This is a genomic window from Actinomycetospora chibensis, assembly GCF_028737215.1.
Lineage (GTDB): Bacteria > Actinomycetota > Actinomycetes > Mycobacteriales > Pseudonocardiaceae > Actinomycetospora > Actinomycetospora chibensis.
Genome location: NZ_JAQZAM010000005.1, coordinates 90,075 through 112,445, shown reverse-complemented (window position 1 = coordinate 112,445; position 22,371 = coordinate 90,075). Strand labels below are relative to the sequence as shown.

Here is a 22,371-nt window from a genome sequence, read left to right as displayed (position 1 = left end):
CCGCTCAGAACGCGCCGGCGTGAACCTCCGACCACTGACGGAACGCGCGCGCCGGGCGCCCGAGGAGGTCGGGGACGATCGTCGTCACCCGGCTGTCGTCGTACTCGCCGCCGCGGAAGAAGCGGAAGAAGGCGTCGACGTACTCGGCCGGCATGACCGACCCGAGACGCGCCCGCGCCTCGTCGTCCGGCTCGGGCTCTAGGATTCCTCGGGTCACGCGCCCGGCGCCGCGGGCACCGGGGCCTCGAGCGGCAGGGAGTCGAGCCCCCCGCGGATCGCCTCGGCGAGCAGGGCGATGTCCTCGTCGTTCGCGATGAGCGGCGGGGACACCGCGACGCCCTTGCCCAACCCGCGCACGAGCACGCCGTTCTTCCGCGCGGCGCGCAGCAGGACGTTCGGGGCGTCGGGGACGCCGTCGAGCACGTCCTGCTCCAGCTCGACCGCGGCCAGGAAGCCGAAGCCGGCGCGCACCTCGTGGACGTACGGGTGCGACGTGAGCGGTGCGAGCGCCTCGAACAGCGGCGTCTCCAGCTCACCACCGCGCGCGATGAGGTTCTCGCGCTCGTAGACGTCGAGGGTCGCGAGGCCCGCCGCGCAACAGGTCGGGTGACCCGAGTAGGTCGGGCCGTGACGCAGGGTGCGCTCGCCGGGGGTCGTCCACCACGGGGCGGCGACCTCGCCGGAGACGACCACGCCGCCGAGCGGCAGGTAGCCGCTGGTGACGCCCTTCGCGAAGGTGATCATGTCGGGTCGGACGCCGAAGCGCTCGATGCCGAACCAGGTGCCCAGCCGTCCGAAACCGCAGATCACCGCGTCGATGACCAGCAGGACACCGTGGCGGCGGCACAGCTCGGCGACGCCCTCGACGTAACCGTCGGTGGGCAGGTGCACGCCGCCGGCACCGGTGACGGGCTCGATCACGAACGCCGCGATCCGCTCGGGACCGACCTCGGCGAACACCTTCTCCACGCCGTCCAGGTCGTGCAGGGGCGCGACGGTGTTCTCGCCGGCGAGCACACCCCAGCCCTCGCGGTTCGGCGGGATGCCGGTGATCGAGGTCCCGTAGCCGTGGGTGCCGTGGTAGCCGGTCTCGCGGGAGACGACGTGCACGCGCTGGTGCTCGCCGCGCGCCTGCCAGTAGGCGCGAGCGAGCTTCACCGCCGTGTCGATGGCGTCCGCGCCGCCCGAGCCGAAGAACACCTTGGCGTCTTCGACGGGGGCGAGGTCGGCCAGCCGCTCGGCGAGCTCGAGCGCGGGGCGGTTGGCGATGTCGGCGAAGCACGAGTACGCCTCGAGCTTGGACATCTGCGCCATGGCCGCGTCGACGATCTCCTGCCGTCCGTGGCCGACGTTGCAGTACCAGAGGCTCGCGCAGCCGTCGAGGTAGGCGCGTCCCGCCTCGTCGTAGACGTACGCGCCCTCGGCGCGGTCGACGATGAACTCGTTCCCGTCGACGGCGGCCATGTCGGAGAACGGATGCCACAACCGGGTGCTCATGGTTCGGATTGTCCCGCCGACCCCGCCCCGAGGGCACCCCTGCGGATGATTACGGACGGTCTCGGCCCGCCGGCCCGAGCCCCAGCGGCAGCGGTGCCTGCGGGTCCGTGAGCGCGGCGAGGCACTGCCGGGCCGCCGTGGCCCACGGACTCCACCCGGCGCGCTCGGCCAGGGCGAGGGCGGCGGTCCACTCTCGGCGGGCGGTGTCCGGGTCGTCGAGGATCCGGGCCGCGAGCCCCGTCCAGAGCGTCGCGGGGCCGAGCACGGCGCCGCCGAACCCGACCAGCACGGCGGCGTCCGGGTCCGCGGGGAGCACCTCGCGGACGTGGGCGGCGACCGTGGCGTCCCCGAGGCGTAAGGCGGCGGCCGTGGCCATCGCCGCCGCGGCACGGGAGAACCACATCGCGGGGTTGGTGGCGCGTCGCCCGTACTCCGCGAGGTGCTCGCGCGCCCGGTCGTCGTGGCCGGCGCAGGTCTCGGCGTAGGCCGCCGCGGCGGACCACGCCCCGGTGTTGAGCGCGCGGGTCGAGGCGTGGGCGGCGAGCGGGGCGAGCTCGGCGACGGTCCCCAGCAGCAGGTGCTGGACGAGCAGGTGCGCGCCGGCGGCGAACGGCGCCGCGGGGAGCCCGAGCGCCTGGCCCCGTTCCGCGGCGCGGCCCGCCGCGGCGTCGGCGCCCGGGTCGCCCTCGGCCAGCAGCATGGCGGCCCCGGTGACCTGCGCGGCCCAGATCGAGCGCGGGCGGAACCACCGTTCGGCGGCGGTCTCCAGCTCGACGCGCAGCTTGTGGGCCTGCTCGGTGCGCCCGTTCGCGAGCTCGGCGGTCATCAGCAGCTCGGTGCCCTCCAGGTACAACGACGGGTCCCCCGTGGCCAGGGCGAGCCGGTGGGCATCGGCTGCGACGGCGAGCCGCTCGCGCACCGGGCGGGCACCGTCGACGAGGTGGCGGGCTTCGAGCGCCCGGACGCGGGCCTGGGCCACGGGGTCGTCGTCGGCGCTCGCGTCCGCCAGCGCCCTCGCCTCGGCGACGAGCGCCGGGGCCCCGTCCCGCGCGGTCGCCGAGGCCTCCCGGACGGTCGCGACGAGCAGGTCGAGCCGCAGGCGCGGGGCCAGCGGCCGGTCGAGGAGGCGGTGCAGCCGCGCGTAGCGGCGGGGGTCGCCCTGCACCGACAGCCCCAGCGGCTCGTCGCCGACCGCGACCAGCACGGCGAGCTCGTCGTCGCCGGACTCCAGGGCCGCGTCGAGAGCGTCGTCGAGGGCGTCCTCCAGCGCGCCGTCGCGGGCCTCGCCGGTCCCGCGCATCGCCGCGTGGCAGAGGGCGCGGTGGCCGAGCAGGCGCGCGCGGGCGCGGTCGGTGGCCGCCGGGAACGCGGCCTCGAACAGGGCGAGCGCCTCGGGAATCGCCCGCCGGCGGTAGGACTCGACGCCGGCCTCCACCTGCGCGGCGGCCAGGCGGGACGGGGCGAGCAGCGTCGTGGCGCCCTCGCAGTGGCGCAGCACGGTGAACGCGTCCGCGTCGTCGTCGAGCCCCTCGAGCCGGGCGAGGTGCAGGTGTGCCGCGCGCACCGGGGGCACGCCGGCCCGCAGGCCGTCGGCGTCGAGGTCGTGGCGCAGCACGTAGCGGTCGCCCTCTCCGGTGGCGAGCCCCGCCCGCACCGCGACCTCGAGGTCGTCGGCGACGTCGAGCGGGCGCCGCCCGAGGACGGCGGCCAGGCCGGTGAGGTCGACCGGGCGCAGCACCGCGAGCGCCTCGACCGCCCGCCGCGTCGCGGCGGGGAGCTGCGCGGCCTGGTGATCGATGACGGCCCGCACCTGTTGGGGGACCCGGTCGACGGCCTCCAGGGCCTCCTCCCGGCCAGCGCAGCGGCCGAGGAGATCGAGCAGCGCCGTGACGTGCAGGGCGAGGCCCCCGGAGCGGCGGGTCACCGCGTGCGCGAGGTCGTCGCCCGGCTCGAGCGCGGCGAGGCGCCGGCGGACGAGGACGGCCACCGCGTCGGGGGCGAGCGGGCCGACCGCGACGGTGGTGACGGCGTCGTGGCCGTCCAGCTCGGCCCGCGCGCGCTCCCAGTGCGGGTGCGGGGCGGTGTCGGGCGCCCGCGCCGCGACCACGACGACCACCCCGGCGGGCAGGCCGCGACGGGCGAGGGCGCGCAGGACGTCGAGCGAGGCGGTGTCGGCGCGGTGCGCGTCGTCGAGGGCCAGGAGCACGGGCGCGTCCTCGGCACGGCGACCGAGCTGGGCACGGACCCAGGGCCCGAGGTCGCGGTCCGGGACCGGTCCCCGGATCTCCAGGTCGTCGATCACCTCGTGCCACGCGGCGGCGGGGGCGTCGTTCTCCCCCCACGCCGAGCTCGCCGTCCGGGCCCCTCGCGCTCGCGCGGCGTGGACCACGGCGCGGAGCACGGCGGACTTCCCCGCGCCCGCGCGGCCGTGCAGCACGATCAGGCGGCCGTCGCCGTGCAGGGCGTCGAGGATCGTGTCCGCGAGGGCCTCCCGACCGACGAGCTCGGGAGCACTCGTCCGCTTCCCGCTCTCGCGCGGCCCGGCGAGCGAGCCGTAGAGCGACCGCAGCCCGGGCCCGGGATCGACGTCGAGCTCGTCCCGGAGCCTGCGCCGCACCTCGAGGTAGGTCTCGACGGCGTCGCGGTGCCGGCCGCCGTCGCGCAGCGCCCGCACGAGCAGCGCCGACAGCTCCTCGTCGAGGCGGTCCTCGCCGGCGAGCAGGTCGACGACGTCGCCGTACCGGCGCTGCTCGAGCAGCAGCGCGGCGTGGCGGACGGTGAGGGCGCGCCGGCGCTCCTCGGCGCTGCGCCGGGCCTCGGTGAGGCGGGCGGAGTCGAGCCCGAGGAACGGCGTCCCCCGCCACGCGGCGCGGGCGTCCTCGTGGGCGGCGAGGTCCCCGCTCCGCAGGGCGGCGTCGGCGAGACGGCCGAACGCGAGGACGTCGACGGCGTCACGCCCGAGGTGCAGCGTGTAGAGCCCGCCGCCCGCGGTGATCCACGGCTCGGCGCGCTCGCCCAGCCACGCGCGGAGGCGGGTCAGCGCGACCTGGAGGGTGGCGCGGGGGTTCTTCGGCAGGTCCTCGCCCCACGCCTCGTCGATGAGCGCGTCGCCGTCGACAGCCTCGCCCGCGTGGAGGGCGAGGAGCGCGAGCAGGGTCGCAAGGGTGCGGCTGCGGTGCGGATCCGGGACCCCGTCGCGCACCACGGCCACGCCGCCGAACAGGCGGAGGCCGACAGACGCCATCCATCCCCCCGGACGTCACGTCACGTGATCACCTCGCGGAAGGGTACGTCCTCCGAGGTCACCCGACGTGCCGCCGTGTGGACCAACCGTTCGCCCGAGCAGAGGGACAGAGCAGAGGCGTGTCCGCCGACGACAGCGCATGAGGTGCCCGGGGAATGCTTCGGAAACCGAAGCATTCCCCGAACCGGTCACCGCTTCGGGCTGACGGCGGTGACGCGCGCGGCGAGTCCGGCGGGCACCTCCCAGTCGCCCGGGGCGCCGGAAGGACTCGCGTCGTACCGCCGCGCCGCGTCGAGGAGGTCCTCGGCGTCGTCGACCCCGATCCGCGAGAAGCGGACACGCGGCTTGCCGGGCCCGTCGACGGCGACGTTGCCGGCGTTCGGGCACCCGCCGAGGCAGGGCACGTGACGGACACGGACCTCGGCCCCGGCGAGCGCCCCGTCGAGGGCGGCGCCGAACGACCCGCTGTCGACGTCGTACCGCGGACAGGTGCGGCAGATCAGTAGCGGCACGGGCTCAGGGCCGGGCTTCGACGACCCGGCGCGTGGCGTCCGTGACCGGACCCGCGGGGGCGTCGAGCCCGCTGCGCGGCGCGATGCCGCTGTCCTCCTTGTGGAAGCGCCCGTCCTTCATGATCGCGTGCAGCTTGTCGTGGTCCTGCAGGACCGTGATGTCCTCGAGCGGGTCGCCGTCGACGAGGAGGAGGTCGGCGAGGTAGCCGGGCTGGACCTGGCCGAGCTCGTCGGGGCGCAGCATGATCTCTCCGCCGAGCCTGGTGGCCGAGACGATCGCCTCCATCGGCGTGAAGCCGAGACGCTCGACGAAGTGCTCGAGGTCGCGGGCGTAGGTGCCGTGCGGGGTCCACGCGAAGCCGTAGTCGCCGCCGGGCAGCAGCTTGATGCCGCGCCGGTGCATCTCGCGCAGCCCGTCGGTGGCGACCTCGAGCTCCTTCTTGTAGCCGACCGCCTCGGCCGCCTCCTGGGGGAACCCGAACGCCTCGGCCTCGTAGAGCGTGGCGATCAGCCAGTTGATGCCGGGCGCGACGAACACCCAGTCCTTGTTCGCCTCGAGCATGTCCATGCCCTCGGCGTCGGTGAACGAGGCGTGATAGATGATGTCGACCTTGTTCCGCAGGCACATCTTCACGCTCTCGGCGGAGCGGGCGTGGGCGCAGACGCGCTTGCCGCGGCGGTGGGCCTCGGCGACCGCGGCGGCGACCTCCTCGTCGGAGAAGTACGTGTCCTCCGCGCGCTGGGTGCCGGTGATCTCCTCACCGGTCATCGACAGCTTGATCTGGTCGACACCGAGGTCGATCAGCTGGCGCACCGCGAGCCGCATGCCCTCCGGCCCGTCGGCGAACTTGGTGATCGACTTGATGAGCGCGCCGCCCGTCACCGCGATCTCGGGGCCGTTGGCGAGGTAGCGCGGGCCGGGGATGCGGCCGGCGTTGATCGCGTCGCGGCAGACGACGTCGAGGCGCTCCTTGGCCGACGCGGCGCCGAGACACATCGTGTAGCCGGAGTCGATGTACTTCTTCGCCGACTCCATGGAGAACAGCAGGTGCTCCTCGACCGGCATCCCGCCCAGCCCGTCGAGGTCCGCCGAGTTGTTCCAGCTGAAGTGGGTGTGCGCGTCGCACAGCCCGGACATCAGCGTGCGCCCCCGGCCCTCGACGACCTGGGCGTGCAGCGCGCGGGCCTCGTCGACGGTGCCGACGGCAGCGATTCGGTCGTCCTCGACGAGCACGTCACCGGGGTAGGGGTCGGCACCCGTGGAGTCGAGGATCGAGACGTTGCGGAACAGGACCTTGCTCATGACGGCTCCTCGTCGTCGAGGGTGATAGGGGTCAGAAGAACTTGAGGAGGTGCTCGGTGACCTCGTGTGGCTTCTCGAGCGCGGTCCAGTGGCCGCAGTCGTCGAAGATCTCGAGGACGGCGGCGCCGTGGGCGTCGGCGAGCGCGTGCGAGACCGCCGGGGCCCCGACGCCGTCGTCCGCGCCGGTGAGCAGCAGCAGGGGCAGGGCCGGGTCGACCGGTCCGGGGTCGTTCGCACCGGCCAGCGCCTCGCACGAACGGGCGTAGCCCTCCGGGTCCTGGCGAAGCACCAGCTCGCGGACGCATGCCGCGGTCGCGGGGTGGTCGCGGCGGGTGGCCTCGGCGGTCGCGTTGCTCATCACCGCGTCGGCGACGTTCGCCATGCCCTCGGCGCGGACCTTCGCCGCGCGGTCGTGCTGGCCCTGCTGACCGGCCTCGGGCAGTGGCGCGGGCACGGCGCCGAGGAGCGCGAGGTGGCTGACGAGCTCAGGCCGGCGTGCCGCGAGGCTGCGCACGGTGATCGTCCCCATCGAGTGCCCGACGACCCGCGCCGGCCCCGCGTCGAGGGTCTCGATCAGCGCGGCGAGGTCGTTGGCGAATCCCTCGATCGACACCGCGCCGGCGACGGGTGAGCGACCGGAACCCTCCATGTCGGGCCGGATCACGGTGAAGCGCTCGGCGAGCGCCGCGACCTGGGGCTGGTAGAAGTTCGACGTCCCGCCGAGGCCGTGCACCAGCACGACGGGCGGACCGTCCCCGGTGACCTCGACAGCGAGCTCCTTGCCGTTGACCTGCACGCGTTCGTCCTCCTCGAGGGGTCGTTCAGCGGATGGTGTTGCGGAGGGCGCCGAGGCCCGTGATCGCGCACTCGACGACGTCGCCGGGCTGCAGGAAGCGGGGCGGGTCGAACCCGATCCCGACGCCGGCGGGGGTACCGGTGGCGATGACGTCGCCGGGCAGCAGCGTCATCCCGGCCGAGAGCACGCGGATCAGCTCGGGGACGTCGAAGATCAGGTCGGCGACCGGTGCCTTCTGGCGGGGCTCGCCGTTGACCGTGCAGGAGACCTCCAGCACGGCCAGGTCGCCGATCTCGTCGGCGCTCACCGCCCACGGCCCCATCGGCGCGTGGGTGTCGAGCGACTTGCCCAGCAGCCACTGCTTGTGGTCGCGCTGCACGTCGCGGGCGGTGACGTCGTCGACGATCGTGTAGCCCCAGACGTGCTGCATCGCCTGCTCGCGCGTGATGCCCCGCCCGCCGCGGCCGATGATGACGGCGAGCTCGGCCTCGTAGTCGAGCTCGCTCGTGACCTCCGGGTGGGACTCGACGTCGTCGTAGGGCCCCGTGACCGACGTGGTCGCCTTGGAGAAGACGATCGGCTTGTCGGGCAGGTCCTCCGAGCGCTGCGGGGTGTCGTAGCCGGAGCGGCCGAACTCGGCGACGTGCTCGCGGTAGTTCTTGCCCACCGCGAACAGGTCGCGACGCGGCTCCGGGATCGGTGCGCGCAGGCGGGCGCCGTCGACGACGGGCAGATCCCCGGCGTCGGCGATCGCGGGGCCGAGCCGCTCCCAGTCGGCGATGATCGCGAGCATCGACCGGTCGCCGACGACGCCGGCCAGGTCGCGGACCGTCGTTCCGTCGTCGTCGACCCGCCCCACGCCCTCGCGGTCGGCGGTACGGAAGGTCACGAGCTTCACAGATCACACTCCGGACGTACGGAGAACCAATACGGACCAATAACGGCGTATGGTCGGCTACTCGCCGGTTCCTCGACCATACGACCAGTCGGATCGACTGCCAAGAGGGTCGATGCCGTAGCATTGGTCCTCTATTGGTACGTGAGAAGGGGGAGTCGTGGCCGCACCGCAGGAGGGCGTCGGGAGCGCACCCGTCGTCACCCGCCTCCGGGCCCTGCTCGACGAGGCCGTCGCGGCCGGTGCGCTGAGCACCGGGTCGAAGATTCCGACCGAGCGCGCGCTGTCGACGACGCTGCAGGCGTCGCGGGCCGCCGTCCGTGCCGCTCTGGGGGAGCTCGAGCGCGACGGACGGATCACCCGTCACGTGGGGCGCGGCACGTTCCTCACCGAGCTCGAGGCCGAGCCCGGCCTGCCCCCGGCCGCCCGCGGGCCGCTCCAGACGAGCCCCGCCGAGATCATGGCGACACGCCTCGTCCTCGAGCCCGAGATCGCCGCGCTGGCCGCCCGTCACGCGACCCCGGCCGATCTCGAGCACATCGAGCACTGCCTGCGGCGCGGCAACGCCACCGCCACCTACGAGGAGTTCGAGGCCTGGGACTCCGCACTGCACCGCGCCGTCGCGGCTGCTGCGCACAACGGCCTGCTGCTGCGCTTGTTCGACACGATGAACGCCGCCCGCGACCTCCCGGTGTGGGGCAGCATCAAGCGGCGCTCGGCCTCGCCGGAACGGCGGCGTGGCTACGAGCAGTGCCACGCCGAGATCGTCACCGCGCTCACCGAGCGCGACGCGGACGCCGCGCGCGAGCACATGCGCCGCCACCTCGTCGACGTCCGTACCAACCTGCTCGGCCAGCACTGACTGGGCCAGCACTGACTGGGCCAGCACTGACTCGGCCAGCACGGAGTGGGCATCCTCGGCGGGTGCCCGCCGAGAACCTGGTCGTGAGCGACGCCGAGACCGTCGACGCCGTCGTCGTCGGCGCCGGTCACAACGGCCTGGTGGCGGCGAACATGCTGGCGGACCGGGGCTGGTCGGTGCGCGTCCTGGAGGCCTCGGACGGGCCGGGCGGGGCGGTGCGCACCGAGGAGATCACCGCGCCGGGCTTCCGCAGCGACCTCGGCAGCGCGTTCTACCCGATGGGTGTGGTGTCGCCCGCCTTCCGCGCGCTGGACCTGACGTCCCACGGCCTGGAGTGGCGCCACGCGCCCGCCCCACTGGCGCACGTCCTGCCCGACGACCGGGGCGTGCTGCTCTCGCGGGACGTCGACGTCACCGCGGCGTCCCTCGACCGCTTCGCCCCGGGCGACGGCGACGCCTGGCGACGGCTCGCCGACGAGTGGCAGCGGTTGCGCGACCCGCTGCTCGCCGCGTTCCTCGGGCCGTTCCCGCCGGTGCGCGACGCCGCCCGGGTGCTCCGGATGCTCGGCGGCCCCGACGCGCTGCGCCTCGCCCGCCGGATGCTGCTGCCGGCGACGCGGTTCGGCGAGGAGGAGTTCGCGGGGGAGGGCGCGCGGGTCCTCGTCGCCGGCAACGCCCTGCACACCGACCTCGGGGTGAACCAGACCGCGAGTACCGCGTTCGGCTGGCTGCTCGCGATGCTCGCGCAGGACGTCGGGTTCCCGGTGCCGGCGGGCGGCGCGCGGGGGATCACGGACGCGCTGGTGGGACGGCTGGCGCTCCGGGGCGGGACCGTGGAGTGCCACCGTCCGGTGACGCGTGTCCTCGTCGAGCGCGGGCGGGCCGTGGGGGTCGTGGACGCGGCCGGCGGCCTGGTGCGGGCGCGGCGCGCGGTGCTCGCCGACGTCCCCGCGCCGGTGCTGTTCGGCGACCTCGTGGGGACCGAGCACCTGCCGACGCGGATGGTCGACGACCTCGCCCGGTTCCAGTACGACGACGCGATCCTCAAGGTCGACTGGGCGCTGTCGTCCCCGATCCCGTGGACCGCGCCGGAGCCCCGCGAGGCGGGCACGGTGCACCTCGGCGGGGACGTGGCGGGGCTCGTCGACTTCGGCGCCGACCTCGCCGCCGGCCGCATGCCGCGCGAGCCGTTCATGCTGCTCGGGCAGATGACGCTCGCCGACCCGCTGCGCTCGCCGCCCGGCACGGAGTCGGTCTGGGCGTACACGCACCTGCCGCACCGCCGGGCGCACACGGAGACGGAGCTCGCCGAGCAGGTCGCGCGCATGGTCGCGGGCATCGAGCGCCACGCGCCGGGCTTCGGCGAGCGCGTCGTCGCGCGGGCCGTGTCCGGGCCCGGCGACCTCGAGGCCCGCAACCCGTCGCTGGTCCGCGGCGCGCTCATGGCCGGCACCGCCCAGCTGCACCAGATGCTCGTGTTCCGTCCGACGCCCGGGCTGGGGCGCCCCGACACCCCGGTCGAGCGTCTCTTCCTCGCCGGCGCGACGGCCCACCCGGCGGGCGCGGTGCACGGGACGCCGGGGGCCAACGCGGCCCGGGCGGCGCTGGCGCGGGGCGGGCGGCTCGGGGCGCTCTACGGCGCCGGGATCCGCGCGGGGCAGCGGCTGGTCTACGGGGCGGACGTCCGTGAGGTCGGCCGCGAGCGCGCGGGCAGGTAGTCGCCGAGCAGCTCGCGGTGCCACCAGGCCCCGGTCTCGCGGCGCTCGGCGCGGGTCGTGAACCGGTAGCGGAAGAGCCGGGCGCGCACCCACGCCGGTCGCTCGCCGTCGAACGGGTCGTGGCGCAACAGCCGCAGGGTCGGTGCGTCGGCCTCGAGCAGGCGGTCGAGCAGGGTCGGGAGCCAGCCGCGCGCCATCCGCGGCGCGAGGGGGGCGAACCACATCAGCCAGTCCAGCCGGCGGTGGTACGGCGCGAGCTGCGGCGGGCGCCGGTACGGGTCGCCGGGCTTGGCGCGGAACCCGTACTCGCGCCACTCGGCCTCGTCGTCACCCGAGGGGTCGCGCGTTCCCTCCAGCACCACCTCCTCACGCTTGCGGGTCACCGACCCGAAGGCGCCGTAGCTGTTGCCCAGGTGCACCGGGGTGATGCCGGCGTTCATCAGCTGGCGGCCGCTGGCCATGTTCAGCACCGGCCACACCGACAGGGCGAGCATCAGGACCGTCACGGCGATCACCACGACGGCGAACCACGTCGGCAGCGGGCCCGGCTCCGGCAGCGACACCAGCCACCCGAGCCGGGCGTCGTCGATCGCGGCGAACGCCAGCGTGATCGTCAGGAGGTTCAGCCAGGCGAAGTTGCCGCTGCTCACCAGCCACCCCTGCGTGACGACGACGACCAGGGCGGCGATCGACGCCACCGGCTGCGGCAGGAACAGCAGGAACGGCACGACGAGCTGGGTGACGTGGTTGGCGAGGACCTCCGCGCGGTGCAGCGGGCGCGGGAGGTGGTGGAAGAACCGGCTCGTCGGGCCGGGGAGCGGCTGGGTCTCGTGGTGGTAGTCGAGGCAGGTGAGGTCGCGCCAGCAGCGGTCGCCGCGCAGCTTGATCAGGCCGGCCCCGAACTCGACGCGGAACAGCAGCCAGACGAGCAGCCACAGGATCGGGGCGGGTGGGGCGACGTCCGCACGCCCGAGGAAGGTCACGAGGAAGCCGGCCTCGAGCAGCAGCGACTCCCAGCCGAAGCCGTACCAGACCTGGCCGACGTTGACGATCGACAGGTAGAGCACCCAGAGGACGGCCCACAGTGCGATGCCGGCGCCGAGCGGGAGGACGTCGGTGGCTCCCGCGAGGGCCGCCAGGGCGAGGACGAGGCCGACCGCGGCGACGACCCGGAAGAGCGTGTCCGAGTAGCGCAGGTGGAACAGGCTCGGGTGGCGGCGGAAGGTCGTGCGCGCGAGGAAGCGCGGGATCGGGGTCAGGCCGCGCTCGCCGATCAGCGGGCGGAACTGCGCCAGCGCGACGGTGAACGCGATGACGTAGACGAGCGCGACGAGGTGCTGGACCACCCAGCGGGCGGTCGCGTAGTCGGGCGCGGCGAGCCAGTCGGGCACGGGGCCTCCCCTCGGGCCCTCGGAGAACGAGTGGGGGATTACCCGCTGCGGCGTCCGACCGATGCGCGCCACCCCAGCCGCTCATGATCGAAGCGGCTTTTCTGGCGTTGAGTGCAAGCGTGGACGCAGGGCTTGCACACGGGGTCAGGCGAGGGCCGCCGCCACGATCGCGTCGGTGTCGAGGTGGTGGTGCGCCCAGGCGTCGGCGAGGCCCGAGGAGCGGCCGAAGTCGGTGACGCCGAGGTGCGAGGCGCGGACCCCGTGCACCGACGCCAGGAACGCCAGGGTGTGCGGGTGGCCGTCGAGGACGGTGATCAGGCGCGCGGCGCGGTCGGCGGGGAACGCGGCGTCGAGGATCCAGGTCGGCGCCTCGGCGTGCGCCCCGGTGGCTGCGTCGCGGGCCCGCAGAGCGCGGAAGAGCCGGTCGGGGCTCGTGACCACGACGACGTCGGTCGGCCGGCCCTGGTCCTCGAGACGCTCGGCGGCCGCGAGGGCCTGGCCCACGAGCGCGCCCATCACCGCGATCGTGACCGTCGGTGTCCCGGCGGCCCGGCGCAGCAGGTAGGCGCCCGCGGTGACCTGGCGACGGCGCTGGGCGCGGGCCGCGGGGTCGGTGGGGACGGCGGCGAGGCTCTGGTCGACGGGCACGGTCGACAGGCGCAGGTAGGTCGACGAGCCGCCCGCGCGCCCGAGGCGGCCGAGCCCGTCGAGCAGGCACCAGCCGACCTCGACGCCGAACGCGGGCTCGAACGCCACGCAGCCCGGCTGCTCGAGCCCGATGGAGGGCGTGGTGATCGACTGGTGCGCGCCGCCCTCCGGCGCCAGCGACACCCCCGACGGCGTGCCGACCAGGATCGACTGCCCGCCCGCGTACATCCCGAACGCCCAGGGCTCGAGGGCGCGGGCCACGAAGGGGTCGTAGAGCACGCCGATCGGCAACAGCGGCTCGCCCCAGCGCGACCACGTCGCGCCGAGCTCGCCGAGCAGCCCGACGAGGTTCGTCTCGGCGATCCCGAGCTCGATGTGCTGCCCGCTCGGCAGCTCGTGCCAGTGCAGGATCGTCTCGGCGTCGTCGGCGAACCAGTCGCGGCGCTCGTGGGCCGACCAGGAGCCGACCTTGTTCAGCCAGCCGCCCAGGTTCGTCGACGACGTGACGTCGGGGCTGACCGTCACCACCCGGCGGGCGGCCTCGGGCGCGGAGCGGGTGAGGTCGAGCAGCGCGCGGCCCAGGGCCTGCTGCGTGTGGCCGGTGCCGGTGGGCGTGCGGTCGAGGTCCTCGGGGATCACCGGCGCCGACGCCGGGGCCGAGGGGGACCGGCGCAGGCGGGTGGCGGTCGCCGCGCAGAGATCGGCGGCCGGCCCGGCGGGCAGGGGCGCCCACGGGTCGTCGAGGTCGGTGCCCAGCCCCGTCGCCAGCGCCCGCATCTGGGTCTCGGTGAGCAGCGACGAGTGGTTCTGCGGGTGCCCCTGGGTCGCGAGCCCGTAGCCCTTCACCGTGTACGCGAAGATCACCGTCGGGCGGGTGTCGTCGATGGCGTCGTAGGCGTCGGCGAGCGCGCCGAGGTCGTGACCGCCGAGGTTGCGGATCGCGGCGTGCACCGCGCCGTCGGTGACCTCCTTGAGCAGCGACGCGATCGCCTCCCCCTCGGGGCCGTCGCCGGGGAGGCGTTCCCGCAGCTGGAGCGGGGTGCAGCGCAGCAGCCGCTGGTACTCCGGGTTGGTCATCTCGTCGATGCGCCGGCGCAGGGCGTCGCCACCCGGCCTGGCGTAGAGCTCGGCGAGCAGCCGCCCGTACTTGACGCTGAGGACCTGCCACCCCGCGGCGGTGAACAGCGCGTGCAGCCGGGTGGCGGAGATGTCGGGGACGACGCGGTCGAGGCTCTGCCGGTTGAAGTCGACGATCCAGCAGACCTCGCCGAGCTCGCGCACCATCGGGTCGAGCACGGCCTCCCAGACCGCGCCCTCGTCGAGCTCCGCGTCGCCGACGAGCGAGAACTGCCGCCCCGTCCCGGCGCGCTGCCCGAGCCCGTCGGCGTAGCGGCGCGCGATCGTGCCCCAGATCGGGGCGGTCGCGCCGATGCCGACCGAACCGGTGGAGTAGTCGACGGGGTCGGGGTCCTTCGATCGCGACGGGTAGGACTGCAGCCCGCCGGCCTCGCGCAGCGTCTCGAGGTACGACGCGTCGAGCTCGCCGAGCAGGTGGTTGATCGCGTGCAGTACCGGCGACGCGTGCGGTTTGACCGACACCCGGTCCTCGGGGCGCAGCGTGTGGAACCACAGCGCCGTCATGATCGAGACGATCGAGGCCGACGACGCCTGGTGGCCGCCGACCTTCAGCCCGCCCGGGTTGGGGCGCACCCGGTTGGCGTGGTCGACGATCGCCGTCGACAGCCACAGCACGCGGTCCTCCACCGCCCGCAGCGCCTCGCGCTCCGGCTCCTGGCCGGTGAGCGGTGAGGGGGCGGGACGCGTGGATGTCATCGATGGCCTCCGGGTCTCACATTGACGCCCGAAGCGTTCGTCATGGCGGTGTCGTGCGCAAGCGGTGCGGACGCCGCTGAGCACTATGGTCGCGTCGGCAGCCCGACGTCGGTGGGGAGTGAGCAGGATGGAACCCGTCGACCCGATCGACGCCCGGCTGCTGCAGGCGCTCGGCGAGGAGCCGCGCGCGACCGTCGTCGCGCTCGCCGAACGCCTCGGGCTCGCGCGCAACACCGTCCAGTCCCGGCTCGCCCGGCTGGAGAGCCGGGGTGTGCTCGGCGCGTTCGGCCGCCGCATCGACCCCGCCGCCCTCGGCCACCCGCTGCGCGCCTACGTGACGACCCGCGTCGACCAGCGCCGCCTCGAGGAGGTGACGACGGCGCTCGCCCTCATCCCGGAGGTGGTCGAGGTCGTCGGGCTCGCCGGGGACGACGACCTGCTCGTCCAGGTCGTCGCCCGCGACGCCGACGCGCTCTACACGATCGCCGGCAGCCTCCTGGCCGTCCCGGGCGTGGAGCGGACGTCGACGGCGCTGGTGATGCGCCAGCTCGTCCCGTTCCGCCTGGACCCGCTGCTCGCACGGTGCGCCGACCCCCTGTGAGCGAAGAAATTGGCACGACGGCGTGGGAGGCCGGGGCTAGCGTCGTCCCTGCGAGGTCGGGCCGGAGGCTCAGTCGGTGACCACTCGAAATGGGGAGGTTGCGGGTTCGAATCCCGCCGCCGGGAGGTCCCGGCGTAGCTCAACCGGAGGAGCGCCACGACTCCGGCGGCCACGCCACGCCCGTCCTCGCGCCACAGCGCTCGAGGACGTGCTCGCCCGGGGAGGGCGGGCCGGCAGACCGTCGGTGATCGGCGTTCCCGGTACGACCGCGGAGCGTGGCCGGCCTTCCGGTGTTCCTCCGGTGGTCGACAGCACGCCCGCCCTACCTCTCCCGACACCCACCCACCTGCCGGACGTGTGCCCTTCAGGGAGGACCGATCCGATGGACCCGCTGACCTCGGTCTCGACGCGCGCCACGTCGCAGCTCCTGCGCGCCGACGAGCGCCAGATCCCCAACGCCGCCGGCGGGTTCGGATTCGCCCTCGACGACGACACCCGGGTCCTGCGCTTCCTGACCCTCGGCACCGACGGCGGCACCTACTACGCCACCGCCCGCGAGCTGACCGCGCAGAACGCGTCCGTGGTCCTGCGCGCCGCGCGGGACCGGACCGCGTGGCTGGTCGAGCAGGTCGTGGCGATCTCCGCCGCCGGCCGGGCGCCGCGCCAGAACCCCGCGATCTTCGCGCTGGCCGCGGCCGCGGCGCTGGGTGACGAGGCCGGCCGACGCGGCGCGCTGGACGCGCTGCCCGCGGTCTGCCGCACCGGCACCCACCTGTTCCTCTTCGCCCGCTACGTCGAGCAGTTCCGCGGGTGGGGGCGGGGCCTGCGTCGGGCCGTCGCGCGCTGGTACGCCGAGCCCGACGTCGACGACGTCGCCTTCCAGGCCGTCAAGTACCGGCAGCGCGAGGGCTGGTCGCACCGCGACCTGCTGCGCCTCGCCCACCCCGCGGTCACCGACCCCGACCGGCGGGCGCTGTTCCGGTGGATCGTGGGCGACGAGGCCGGCGAGGACGCCCCGGAGATCGTGCGCGGCTACCTCGCGGCCCGGGCGGCGACGACCGCGTCGGCCTGGGCCCGGCTGGTCATCGACCACCGGCTGTCCTGGGAGATGCTCCCGGACGCCGCACTCGTCGAGCCCGACGTCTGGCGGGCCCTGCTCGCGAACGGGCTGCCCCCGACCGCCCTGATGCGCCAGCTGCCGCGGCTGACCCGTCTCGGGGTGCTGGCCGGCGACACGCGCCGGTCCGTGGCCGCGCAGCTCGCCGACCCGGCCCGCCTGCGCCGGGGGCGTGTGCACCCCGTGTCGGTGCTGGTCGCGCTGCGGACCTACGCGTCCGGGAGCGGGGCGGGCGGGACCTGGGAGCCGATCCGGGAGATCGTCGACGCCCTCGACGCCGCCTTCTACGCGGCGTTCGAGACGGTCGTGCCGTCGGGGAGGCGGACGCTGCTCGCGGTGGACGTCTCGGGGTCGATGAAGGTCGGGTCGGTGTCCGGGCTCCCGCTGTCGCCGCGGGAGGCGTCGGCGGCGCTCGCGCTGGTCACGATGAGCACCGAGCGTGACGTCACCTGCGTCGGCTTCACCTCGGCCGACGGCGGCTGGGCGCCGGCGCTGACCGAGCTCGCGATCAGCCCGCGCCAGCGGCTCGACGACGCGATCGCGGCCGTGTCCCGCCTGCCCTTCGGCAGCACCGACTGCGCGCTGCCGATGGAGTGGGCGCGCGAGACCGGGCGGGCGTTCGACACGTTCGTCGTGCTCACCGACAACGAGACCTGGGCGGGCGCGATCCACCCGCACCAGGCGCTCGTGCGGTACCGGGAGCGGTGGGGGACCGACGCGCGGCTCGTCGTGGTCGGCATGACCGCCACCGACGTGTCGATCGCCGACCCCGCCGACGGCGGGATGCTCGACGTCGCCGGGTTCGACGCGGCGGCGCCGGGCCTCATCGCCGACTTCTCCCGGGGCGACCTGGGCTGACCCTCCGTGCGTGATCTTCCAGCGATCCCTGAGAAGATCACGCACGGAGGACGGTCAGCCCAGCGTGAACGGGTCGCGGGTGCCGCCGGTGAGCTCGACCCACACGGACTTGTTCTCCAGGTAGGCGTCGATGCCGTGGACGCCGTTCTCGCGCCCGATCCCCGAGGCCTTGAACCCGCCGAAGGGCACGCTGGGGGCGACGACGCGGTAGGCGTTGATCCACACCGTGCCGGCCTTGATCCGCGCGGCCATGCGGTGGGCACGGTGGACGTCCTTGGTCCACACCGCGCCGGCGAGCCCGTACGGGGTGTCGTTGGCGAGCTTCACCGCCTCGTCCTCGTCGGTGAACGTCGTGGCCGCGAGCACCGGCCCGAAGACCTCCTCGCGGAACACCGTGTCGGTCGGCTTCACCGAGAGCACGGTGGGTTGGACGAAGTAGCCGCCGAGCTCCTCGTCGGGGTCGCCGCCGTAGGCGATCGTGGCGCCCTCGTCGCGGGCGGTCCGCAGGTAGCCGACGACCTTCTCGTACTGCATCCCGTTGGCCACCGGACCCATCTCGGTGTCCTCCGCGAACGGGTCGCCGAGCTTGATCTGCGACGCGCGCTCGGCGACCAGGCGCACGAGCTCGTCGTGGACGTCGGCGTGCACGATCAGCCGGGACCCGGCCATGCACGTCTGCCCGGTCGCGGCGAACACCCCGGCCACCAGGCCGTTCGCGGCCGCCTGCAGGTCGGCGTCGGGGAACACGACCTGCGGGGACTTCCCGCCGAGCTCGAGCGTCGCGGGGTTGAGGTTCTCCGCGGCGGCCGCGGCGACCTTGCGGCCCGTCGCGGTGGATCCGGTGAACGCGACCTTGTCGACACCCGGGTGCTTCGCCAGGTGTGCCCCGACCTCGCCGGAGTTCGCGGTGACGACGTTGACGACGCCGTCGGGGATGCCCGCCTGCGCGATCAGCTCGGCGAACCCGAGCGTCGACCCGGGCGCGTGCTCCGACGGCTTGATCACCACGGTGCACCCGGCGGCCAGCGCCGGCGCGACCTTCCAGCTCATCAGCAGCAGCGGGGAGTTCCAGGGCGTGATCGCGGCGACGACGCCGACCGGCTCGCGGCGGGTGTAGACGAGGTAGTTCGGGTTCGGCGACGGGATCTGCTGGCCCTCGATCTTGTCCGCGAGCCCCGCGTAGTAGTGGTACCAGCCGCCGAGGCCGTTGAGCTGGCCCAGCATCTCGCGGTAGAGCTTGCCCGAGTCGTTGACCTCGAGGCGGGCGAGGCGCTCGGCGTTGGCGGTGATCAGGTCGGCGAGGCGGCGCAGGCAGGCGGCGCGGGCGAACCCGGTCATCTGCCCCCACTCGCCGTCGAGGGCCGCGCGGGCGGCGTTGACGGCGGCGTCGACGTCCTCGGTGCCGCCGTCGGGAATCCGCGCCCAGGACTGCCCGGTGTAGGGGTTCTGGGACTCGAAGGTCGCCCCGGAGATCGCGCCGGTCGGCTTCCCGCCGACCAGCATGGACAGCTGCTCGAGCTCGCTCACTGGTGATCTGCTCCTGTCGAGGGGGTGCTCAGCCGGGGAACGTGCCGGCGCGGGGGAGGAGAGCGGGGACGCGGTAGCCGAGGGCGTCGGAGAGGAATCCGGCGATCGGCAGCAGCGCGTCGAGGTCGAGCCCGGTCGGGTGGCCCATCCGGTCGAGCAGGTAGACGAGGTCCTCGGTGGCGATGTTGCCCGTGGCCGCGGGGGCGAACGGGCAGCCGCCGATCCCGCCGTTCGACGAGTCGAGCCAGTCGACGCCCCACTCCAGCGCGGCGACGGCGTTCGCGAAGCCGGTGTTGCGGGTGTTGTGGAAGTGCGCGCGCATCAGCGCGTCGGGGGCCACCGCGCGGACCCCGTCGAGCAGCGTGCGCACCTGGGTGGGTACGCCGACGCCGATGGTGTCGGCGATCGCGATCTCCTTCGCGCCCGCCGCCGCCCCGCGCCTGGCGACCTCCACGACCCGGTCCGGGTCGACCTCGCCGTCGAACGGGCAGCCGAACGACGTCGCGATCGTCAGCGACGCGAAGAGGTCGCGGTCGGCGGCCTCGGACAGGACCTCCTCGGCCACCTCGGTGAGCGCCTCGGTCGTCGAGTTCTGGTTGGCCTTGGCGAACCCGTCGGAGGCGGGCACGACGACGTTGATCTCGTCGACACCGGCGGAGACGGCCCGGTCGTAGCCGCGCCGGTTGAGTACCAGCCCGATGTACGACACCCCGGACGCCCGGTGCAGCCCCTCCATCACCGCCTCGGCGTCCGCCATCGCCGGCACGAGCTTCGGGTGCACGAACGACACCGCCTCGATGCGCGTGGCGCCGGCCGTCACCGCCCGCTCGATCAGCTCGATCTTCGCGCCCGTCTCCAGCAGCGCCCGCTCGTTCTGCAGCCCGTCGCGCGGGCTGACCTCCACGATCCCGACCACGGGCCCGATCCTGCCCCTCAGCCCCGCACGGCGGCCACCGTCGCGGCGTGGTCACGCATCGTCGCGACCGGGTCCTCGCCGCGCTGGCGGCCCATCCCGCAGTACATGGCGACGCCGAAGTCGGCCAGGTGGCGGGACGCCGTGGCGTGGCGGCGACGCAGCCCGTCCTCGCCGTCGAGCGGGAGGACGATGCCGAGGAAGATCCGGGACTCGGGGGCGTCGAGGTCGGCGAGCGGGGCGAAGAACGCGTCCTCCTCGCTGCGCAGGTAGCGCGGGCCGGCGAGGTGGATCCAGTCCACGGGACGGCCGGCCTCCGCCACCGCGTGGTTGGCCATCCGGACGATCAGTTCCATGTCGCGCGCCTCGTACATCGGCCACTCGGGGAACGTGCCGTAGCAGAGGTGCAGGCCCATGAGGACGCCCTCCGGGACCCGGCGGGCGAGACGCGACCACGGCCCGGCGAAGCGCTCCCAGGCCTCCCCGTCGGTCCAGGCGACCACGCCCTCGATGTCGATCACCTCGTAGGCGAGATCCCACTGCAGGGCGAGGTCCGCGGCGGGGATCACGGCGAGCAGGTCGTCCACCGACCGCTCCCACAGGTCCTCGAGCGCCGGCCCGACGATCGCCCAGTTGTCGGCGTAGTCGTCCTTGAAGGCCCCGGTGAACACGCTCGACGGGAACGGCAGTCCCACTTGGAAGCGCAGCCCGGGCGGGATCACCCCTTCGGCGCGCAGCGCGACGAACCGCTCGTAGGACGCGAGCGTCTCGGCCACGCGCGGCCAGGTGTCGAAGCGCAGCGCGTCGACCCCGTCCCGGACGGTCAGCCGGGCGGTGTCGTAGGCGTGCCGCGCCCGGCCCGTCGGGGACGGCGACGGGGCGAGCACGGCGATGTCGGGGTGCGGCTCCAGCAGGGTCGTGCGGTCGTAGCCCACCCAGGCGCCGCGGGCGCCGGACTCGCCGTCCGGGAGGGCGGCGACCAGGCCGGCGAACAGCTCGGCGCCCCACCGGAACCCGTCGTCGGTCGAGTCGACGGGCAGGCTCCCGACCAGGAGCAGGTCGCTTTCAACGCGGCGGGTCATCCTCGGTCTCCCCTCGATCTCCGACCGGCGGAACGGGGTCCGCGTCGGTGCGTCGACCCCGTCGGGCAGCATGATCCCGCCGCACCACGGGCGCACCCCGGGTGGACCGCTCGGCGACGCCGGGTGACCGACCGGGTGTTCGCCGCGTCGCACCCGGCGTGCGGCGGTGTCGTCACGGTCACCCGGAGGTGATCGGTACGGCAGGAGGACACTGGGAGGATGAGCGCGATCGTGACCACAGGGTCGACGGGCACGACACGCGCCACTCCGGCCACCCGCCGGGCCCTGCGGATCGGCACGGGTGTCCTGGTGGCCGCCGTCGTGATCACCGGTGTCGTGATCGTGATGCCGACCGTCGAGGCCGCCGGCGCCGCGCTCATCGGCGCCGACCCGTGGTGGGTCGTCCTCGCGGTCGTCGCCGAGGCCGGCGCGCTCGTCGCGTTCTCCGTCCTCCACCACCGCCTGCTCGTGGCCGCCTCGGTGCGGGTCTCGCTCGGCGCGGTCACGCTCGCCACCCTGGCCGCGAACGCCCTGCACCTCACCGTGCCGGGCGGGGCCGCGCTCTCCACGGCCTACACCTACAAGCGCCGCCGCGCCTGGGGCGCCAGCGCGCCCGCCACGACGTGGACGATGGTCGCCGGCGGCGTCGCGGCCAGCCTGGCGCTCGCCGCCATCGCCCTCGGTTCCGCGCTGGTCGTCGGCGGGCGGGCCACCTCGCTGCCGTGGCTGATCGCGCAGATCGTCGGCGTCGCGGCGCTCGGCGCGGGCGTCGTGGTCATCGCCCGCCGCCCGGGCCTGCTCGTCCCCGCGGGGACCTGGGGGCTGCGCCTGGTCAACCGTGTGCGTCACCGCCCGCTTGAGACCGGGGTGGGCGAGCTCGCCGAGCAGATCGCGGGCCTGCAGCTGATCGACCTCCGGGGTGGTGGGCGGGCCGTCGTCAGCACCGCCGCCCTGGCCAACTGGATCCTCGACATCGCGTGCCTGGCCGCGTGCTGCGCGGCCGTCGGCGCCGAGGGCATGACCCTCGCGCTCGTCCTGCTCGCCTACGCCGCGGCCACCGCTGCGTCGAGCGCCGCGTTCCTGCCCGGCGGCCTCGGGCTCGTCGACGGGGCCCTGCTGGCCGCGCTCGTCGCGGGCGGCGTGCCGTCGCACCCCGCGCTCGCCGCCGTGCTGCTCTACCGCCTGGTGAGCTTCGTCGGCGTGGCCGGCGCCGGCTGGGTCGCCTGGTTCGTGATCCACGCCAAGGAGACCCCGACGGCCGCGGTCGACACGGTCGACCCCGTCGAGGTCGCTCCGGCCGAGACGCGTGCGGTGCCGGACGCGCCGTCCGACTCCGTGGACGTCGCGGACGCGATCTCGCCGCACGGCTCCCGCCGCCTGCGCTGATCCCCCCTCGGCCTCCCGCGTAGCCGCCCGAGCAACGCCACCCGAGTAATCGGGCACCGTCGCGGCGGGAACACCCCCGCCGCCGTGGGGGGAGAACCCCACCCCCTGCATGGTGCGGCCCCGTCGGGTGAGTAACCGGGCCCGTTCCCGAGCACCGCAGTCGAGTACTCACGTGCTCATGACCCCGG

At 74.7% G+C, this 22,371-nt stretch carries 17 protein-coding genes; 5 read left to right on the top strand and 12 right to left on the bottom strand.

Annotated features, from left to right (window positions below):
• Positions 1-4: 4 nt before the first annotated feature.
• From PH189_RS09165 to PH189_RS09135, 7 genes are all read right to left on the bottom strand, one after another.
• Positions 5-217: a hypothetical protein gene (locus PH189_RS09165; RefSeq protein WP_274188471.1), complete on the bottom strand. Its 213-nt coding sequence runs from the start codon at positions 215-217 to the stop codon at positions 5-7.
• Complete coding sequence (locus tag PH189_RS09160) at positions 214-1,497, bottom strand: aminotransferase family protein (protein ID WP_274188470.1); 1,284 nt, start codon at positions 1,495-1,497, stop codon at positions 214-216. Before PH189_RS09160 ends, PH189_RS09165 begins: the two co-directional genes overlap by 4 nt.
• Before the next feature lie 49 nt (positions 1,498-1,546).
• Positions 1,547-4,741, bottom strand: a complete 3,195-nt coding sequence (locus PH189_RS09155; protein ID WP_274188469.1) for an ATP-binding protein — start codon at positions 4,739-4,741, stop codon at positions 1,547-1,549.
• Positions 4,742-4,929: 188 nt separating this feature from the next.
• Positions 4,930-5,253, bottom strand: a complete 324-nt coding sequence (locus tag PH189_RS09150; protein WP_274188468.1) for a DUF1636 family protein — start codon at positions 5,251-5,253, stop codon at positions 4,930-4,932.
• Between the two features lie 4 nt (positions 5,254-5,257).
• A complete protein-coding gene (locus PH189_RS09145; RefSeq protein ID WP_274188467.1) occupies positions 5,258-6,556 on the bottom strand; it encodes a metal-dependent hydrolase family protein in 1,299 nt (432 codons plus the stop codon).
• A 31-nt stretch (positions 6,557-6,587) separates the two neighbouring features.
• The gene (locus PH189_RS09140) at positions 6,588-7,352 is read right to left on the bottom strand and encodes an alpha/beta fold hydrolase (RefSeq protein WP_274188466.1); all 765 of its coding nucleotides are present in this window, start codon (positions 7,350-7,352) and stop codon (positions 6,588-6,590) included.
• A gap of 25 nt (positions 7,353-7,377) precedes the next feature.
• The gene (locus tag PH189_RS09135; protein WP_274188465.1) at positions 7,378-8,250 is read right to left on the bottom strand and encodes a fumarylacetoacetate hydrolase family protein; all 873 of its coding nucleotides are present in this window, start codon (positions 8,248-8,250) and stop codon (positions 7,378-7,380) included.
• Positions 8,251-8,407: 157 nt separating this feature from the next.
• Here PH189_RS09135 and PH189_RS09130 point away from each other — a divergent pair, with 157 nt between their 5' ends.
• Both PH189_RS09130 and PH189_RS09125 read left to right on the top strand, forming a co-directional pair.
• Positions 8,408-9,109 (top strand): FadR/GntR family transcriptional regulator, encoded by a 702-nt coding sequence (locus PH189_RS09130; RefSeq protein WP_274188464.1) that lies wholly within the window; start codon positions 8,408-8,410, stop codon positions 9,107-9,109.
• Positions 9,110-9,171: 62 nt separating this feature from the next.
• The gene (locus PH189_RS09125; RefSeq protein ID WP_274188463.1) at positions 9,172-10,827 is read left to right on the top strand and encodes a phytoene desaturase family protein; all 1,656 of its coding nucleotides are present in this window, start codon (positions 9,172-9,174) and stop codon (positions 10,825-10,827) included.
• On the opposite strand, the gene PH189_RS09120 is transcribed toward PH189_RS09125, so the two are convergent.
• Positions 10,779-12,218 (bottom strand): lipase maturation factor family protein, encoded by a 1,440-nt coding sequence (locus PH189_RS09120; RefSeq protein ID WP_274188462.1) that lies wholly within the window; start codon positions 12,216-12,218, stop codon positions 10,779-10,781. The two genes, PH189_RS09125 and PH189_RS09120, sit on opposite strands and share 49 nt — an antisense overlap.
• Before the next feature lie 144 nt (positions 12,219-12,362).
• Entirely contained in the window at positions 12,363-14,699 is a 2,337-nt protein-coding gene (locus PH189_RS09115; RefSeq protein WP_274188461.1) for a transketolase-like TK C-terminal-containing protein, read from the bottom strand.
• 127 nt (positions 14,700-14,826) lie between these two features.
• On the opposite strand from PH189_RS09115, the gene PH189_RS09110 reads away from it, so the two are divergent.
• Entirely contained in the window at positions 14,827-15,300 is a 474-nt protein-coding gene (locus PH189_RS09110; RefSeq protein ID WP_274188460.1) for an Lrp/AsnC family transcriptional regulator, read from the top strand.
• A gap of 382 nt (positions 15,301-15,682) precedes the next feature.
• A complete protein-coding gene (locus PH189_RS09105; protein WP_274188459.1) occupies positions 15,683-17,275 on the top strand; it encodes a TROVE domain-containing protein in 1,593 nt (530 codons plus the stop codon).
• A gap of 54 nt (positions 17,276-17,329) precedes the next feature.
• Here the strand turns inward: PH189_RS09105 and PH189_RS09100 are convergent, their stop codons facing one another.
• From PH189_RS09100 to PH189_RS09090, 3 genes are read right to left on the bottom strand one after another with little or no spacing between them, the layout of a single operon-like run.
• Positions 17,330-18,802, bottom strand: a complete 1,473-nt coding sequence (locus PH189_RS09100; RefSeq protein WP_274188458.1) for an aldehyde dehydrogenase — start codon at positions 18,800-18,802, stop codon at positions 17,330-17,332.
• A gap of 28 nt (positions 18,803-18,830) precedes the next feature.
• Positions 18,831-19,718: a hydroxymethylglutaryl-CoA lyase gene (locus tag PH189_RS09095; RefSeq protein ID WP_274188457.1), complete on the bottom strand. Its 888-nt coding sequence runs from the start codon at positions 19,716-19,718 to the stop codon at positions 18,831-18,833.
• A 17-nt stretch (positions 19,719-19,735) separates the two neighbouring features.
• Positions 19,736-20,797, bottom strand: coding sequence for a hypothetical protein (locus tag PH189_RS09090; protein ID WP_274188456.1), 1,062 nt, complete (start codon positions 20,795-20,797; stop codon positions 19,736-19,738).
• Between the two features lie 219 nt (positions 20,798-21,016).
• Between PH189_RS09090 and PH189_RS09085 the strand changes: the two genes are divergently transcribed.
• On the top strand, positions 21,017-22,183 hold the full coding sequence (locus tag PH189_RS09085) for a lysylphosphatidylglycerol synthase transmembrane domain-containing protein (RefSeq protein WP_274188455.1): 1,167 nt from the start codon (positions 21,017-21,019) through the stop codon (positions 22,181-22,183).
• Positions 22,184-22,371 lie beyond the last annotated feature (188 nt).

Coding starts and splice junctions, on each gene's coding strand:
- PH189_RS09160 (WP_274188470.1), bottom strand. CDS start 1,497: ATGAGCACCCGGTTGTGGCATCCGTTCTCCGACATGGCCGCCGTCGAC.
- PH189_RS09090 (WP_274188456.1), bottom strand. CDS start 20,797: ATGACCCGCCGCGTTGAAAGCGACCTGCTCCTGGTCGGGAGCCTGCCC.
- PH189_RS09115 (WP_274188461.1), bottom strand. CDS start 14,699: ATGACATCCACGCGTCCCGCCCCCTCACCGCTCACCGGCCAGGAGCCG.
- PH189_RS09110 (WP_274188460.1), top strand. CDS start 14,827: ATGGAACCCGTCGACCCGATCGACGCCCGGCTGCTGCAGGCGCTCGGC.
- PH189_RS09105 (WP_274188459.1), top strand. CDS start 15,683: ATGGACCCGCTGACCTCGGTCTCGACGCGCGCCACGTCGCAGCTCCTG.
- PH189_RS09155 (WP_274188469.1), bottom strand. CDS start 4,741: ATGGCGTCTGTCGGCCTCCGCCTGTTCGGCGGCGTGGCCGTGGTGCGC.
- PH189_RS09085 (WP_274188455.1), top strand. CDS start 21,017: ATGAGCGCGATCGTGACCACAGGGTCGACGGGCACGACACGCGCCACT.
- PH189_RS09145 (WP_274188467.1), bottom strand. CDS start 6,556: ATGAGCAAGGTCCTGTTCCGCAACGTCTCGATCCTCGACTCCACGGGT.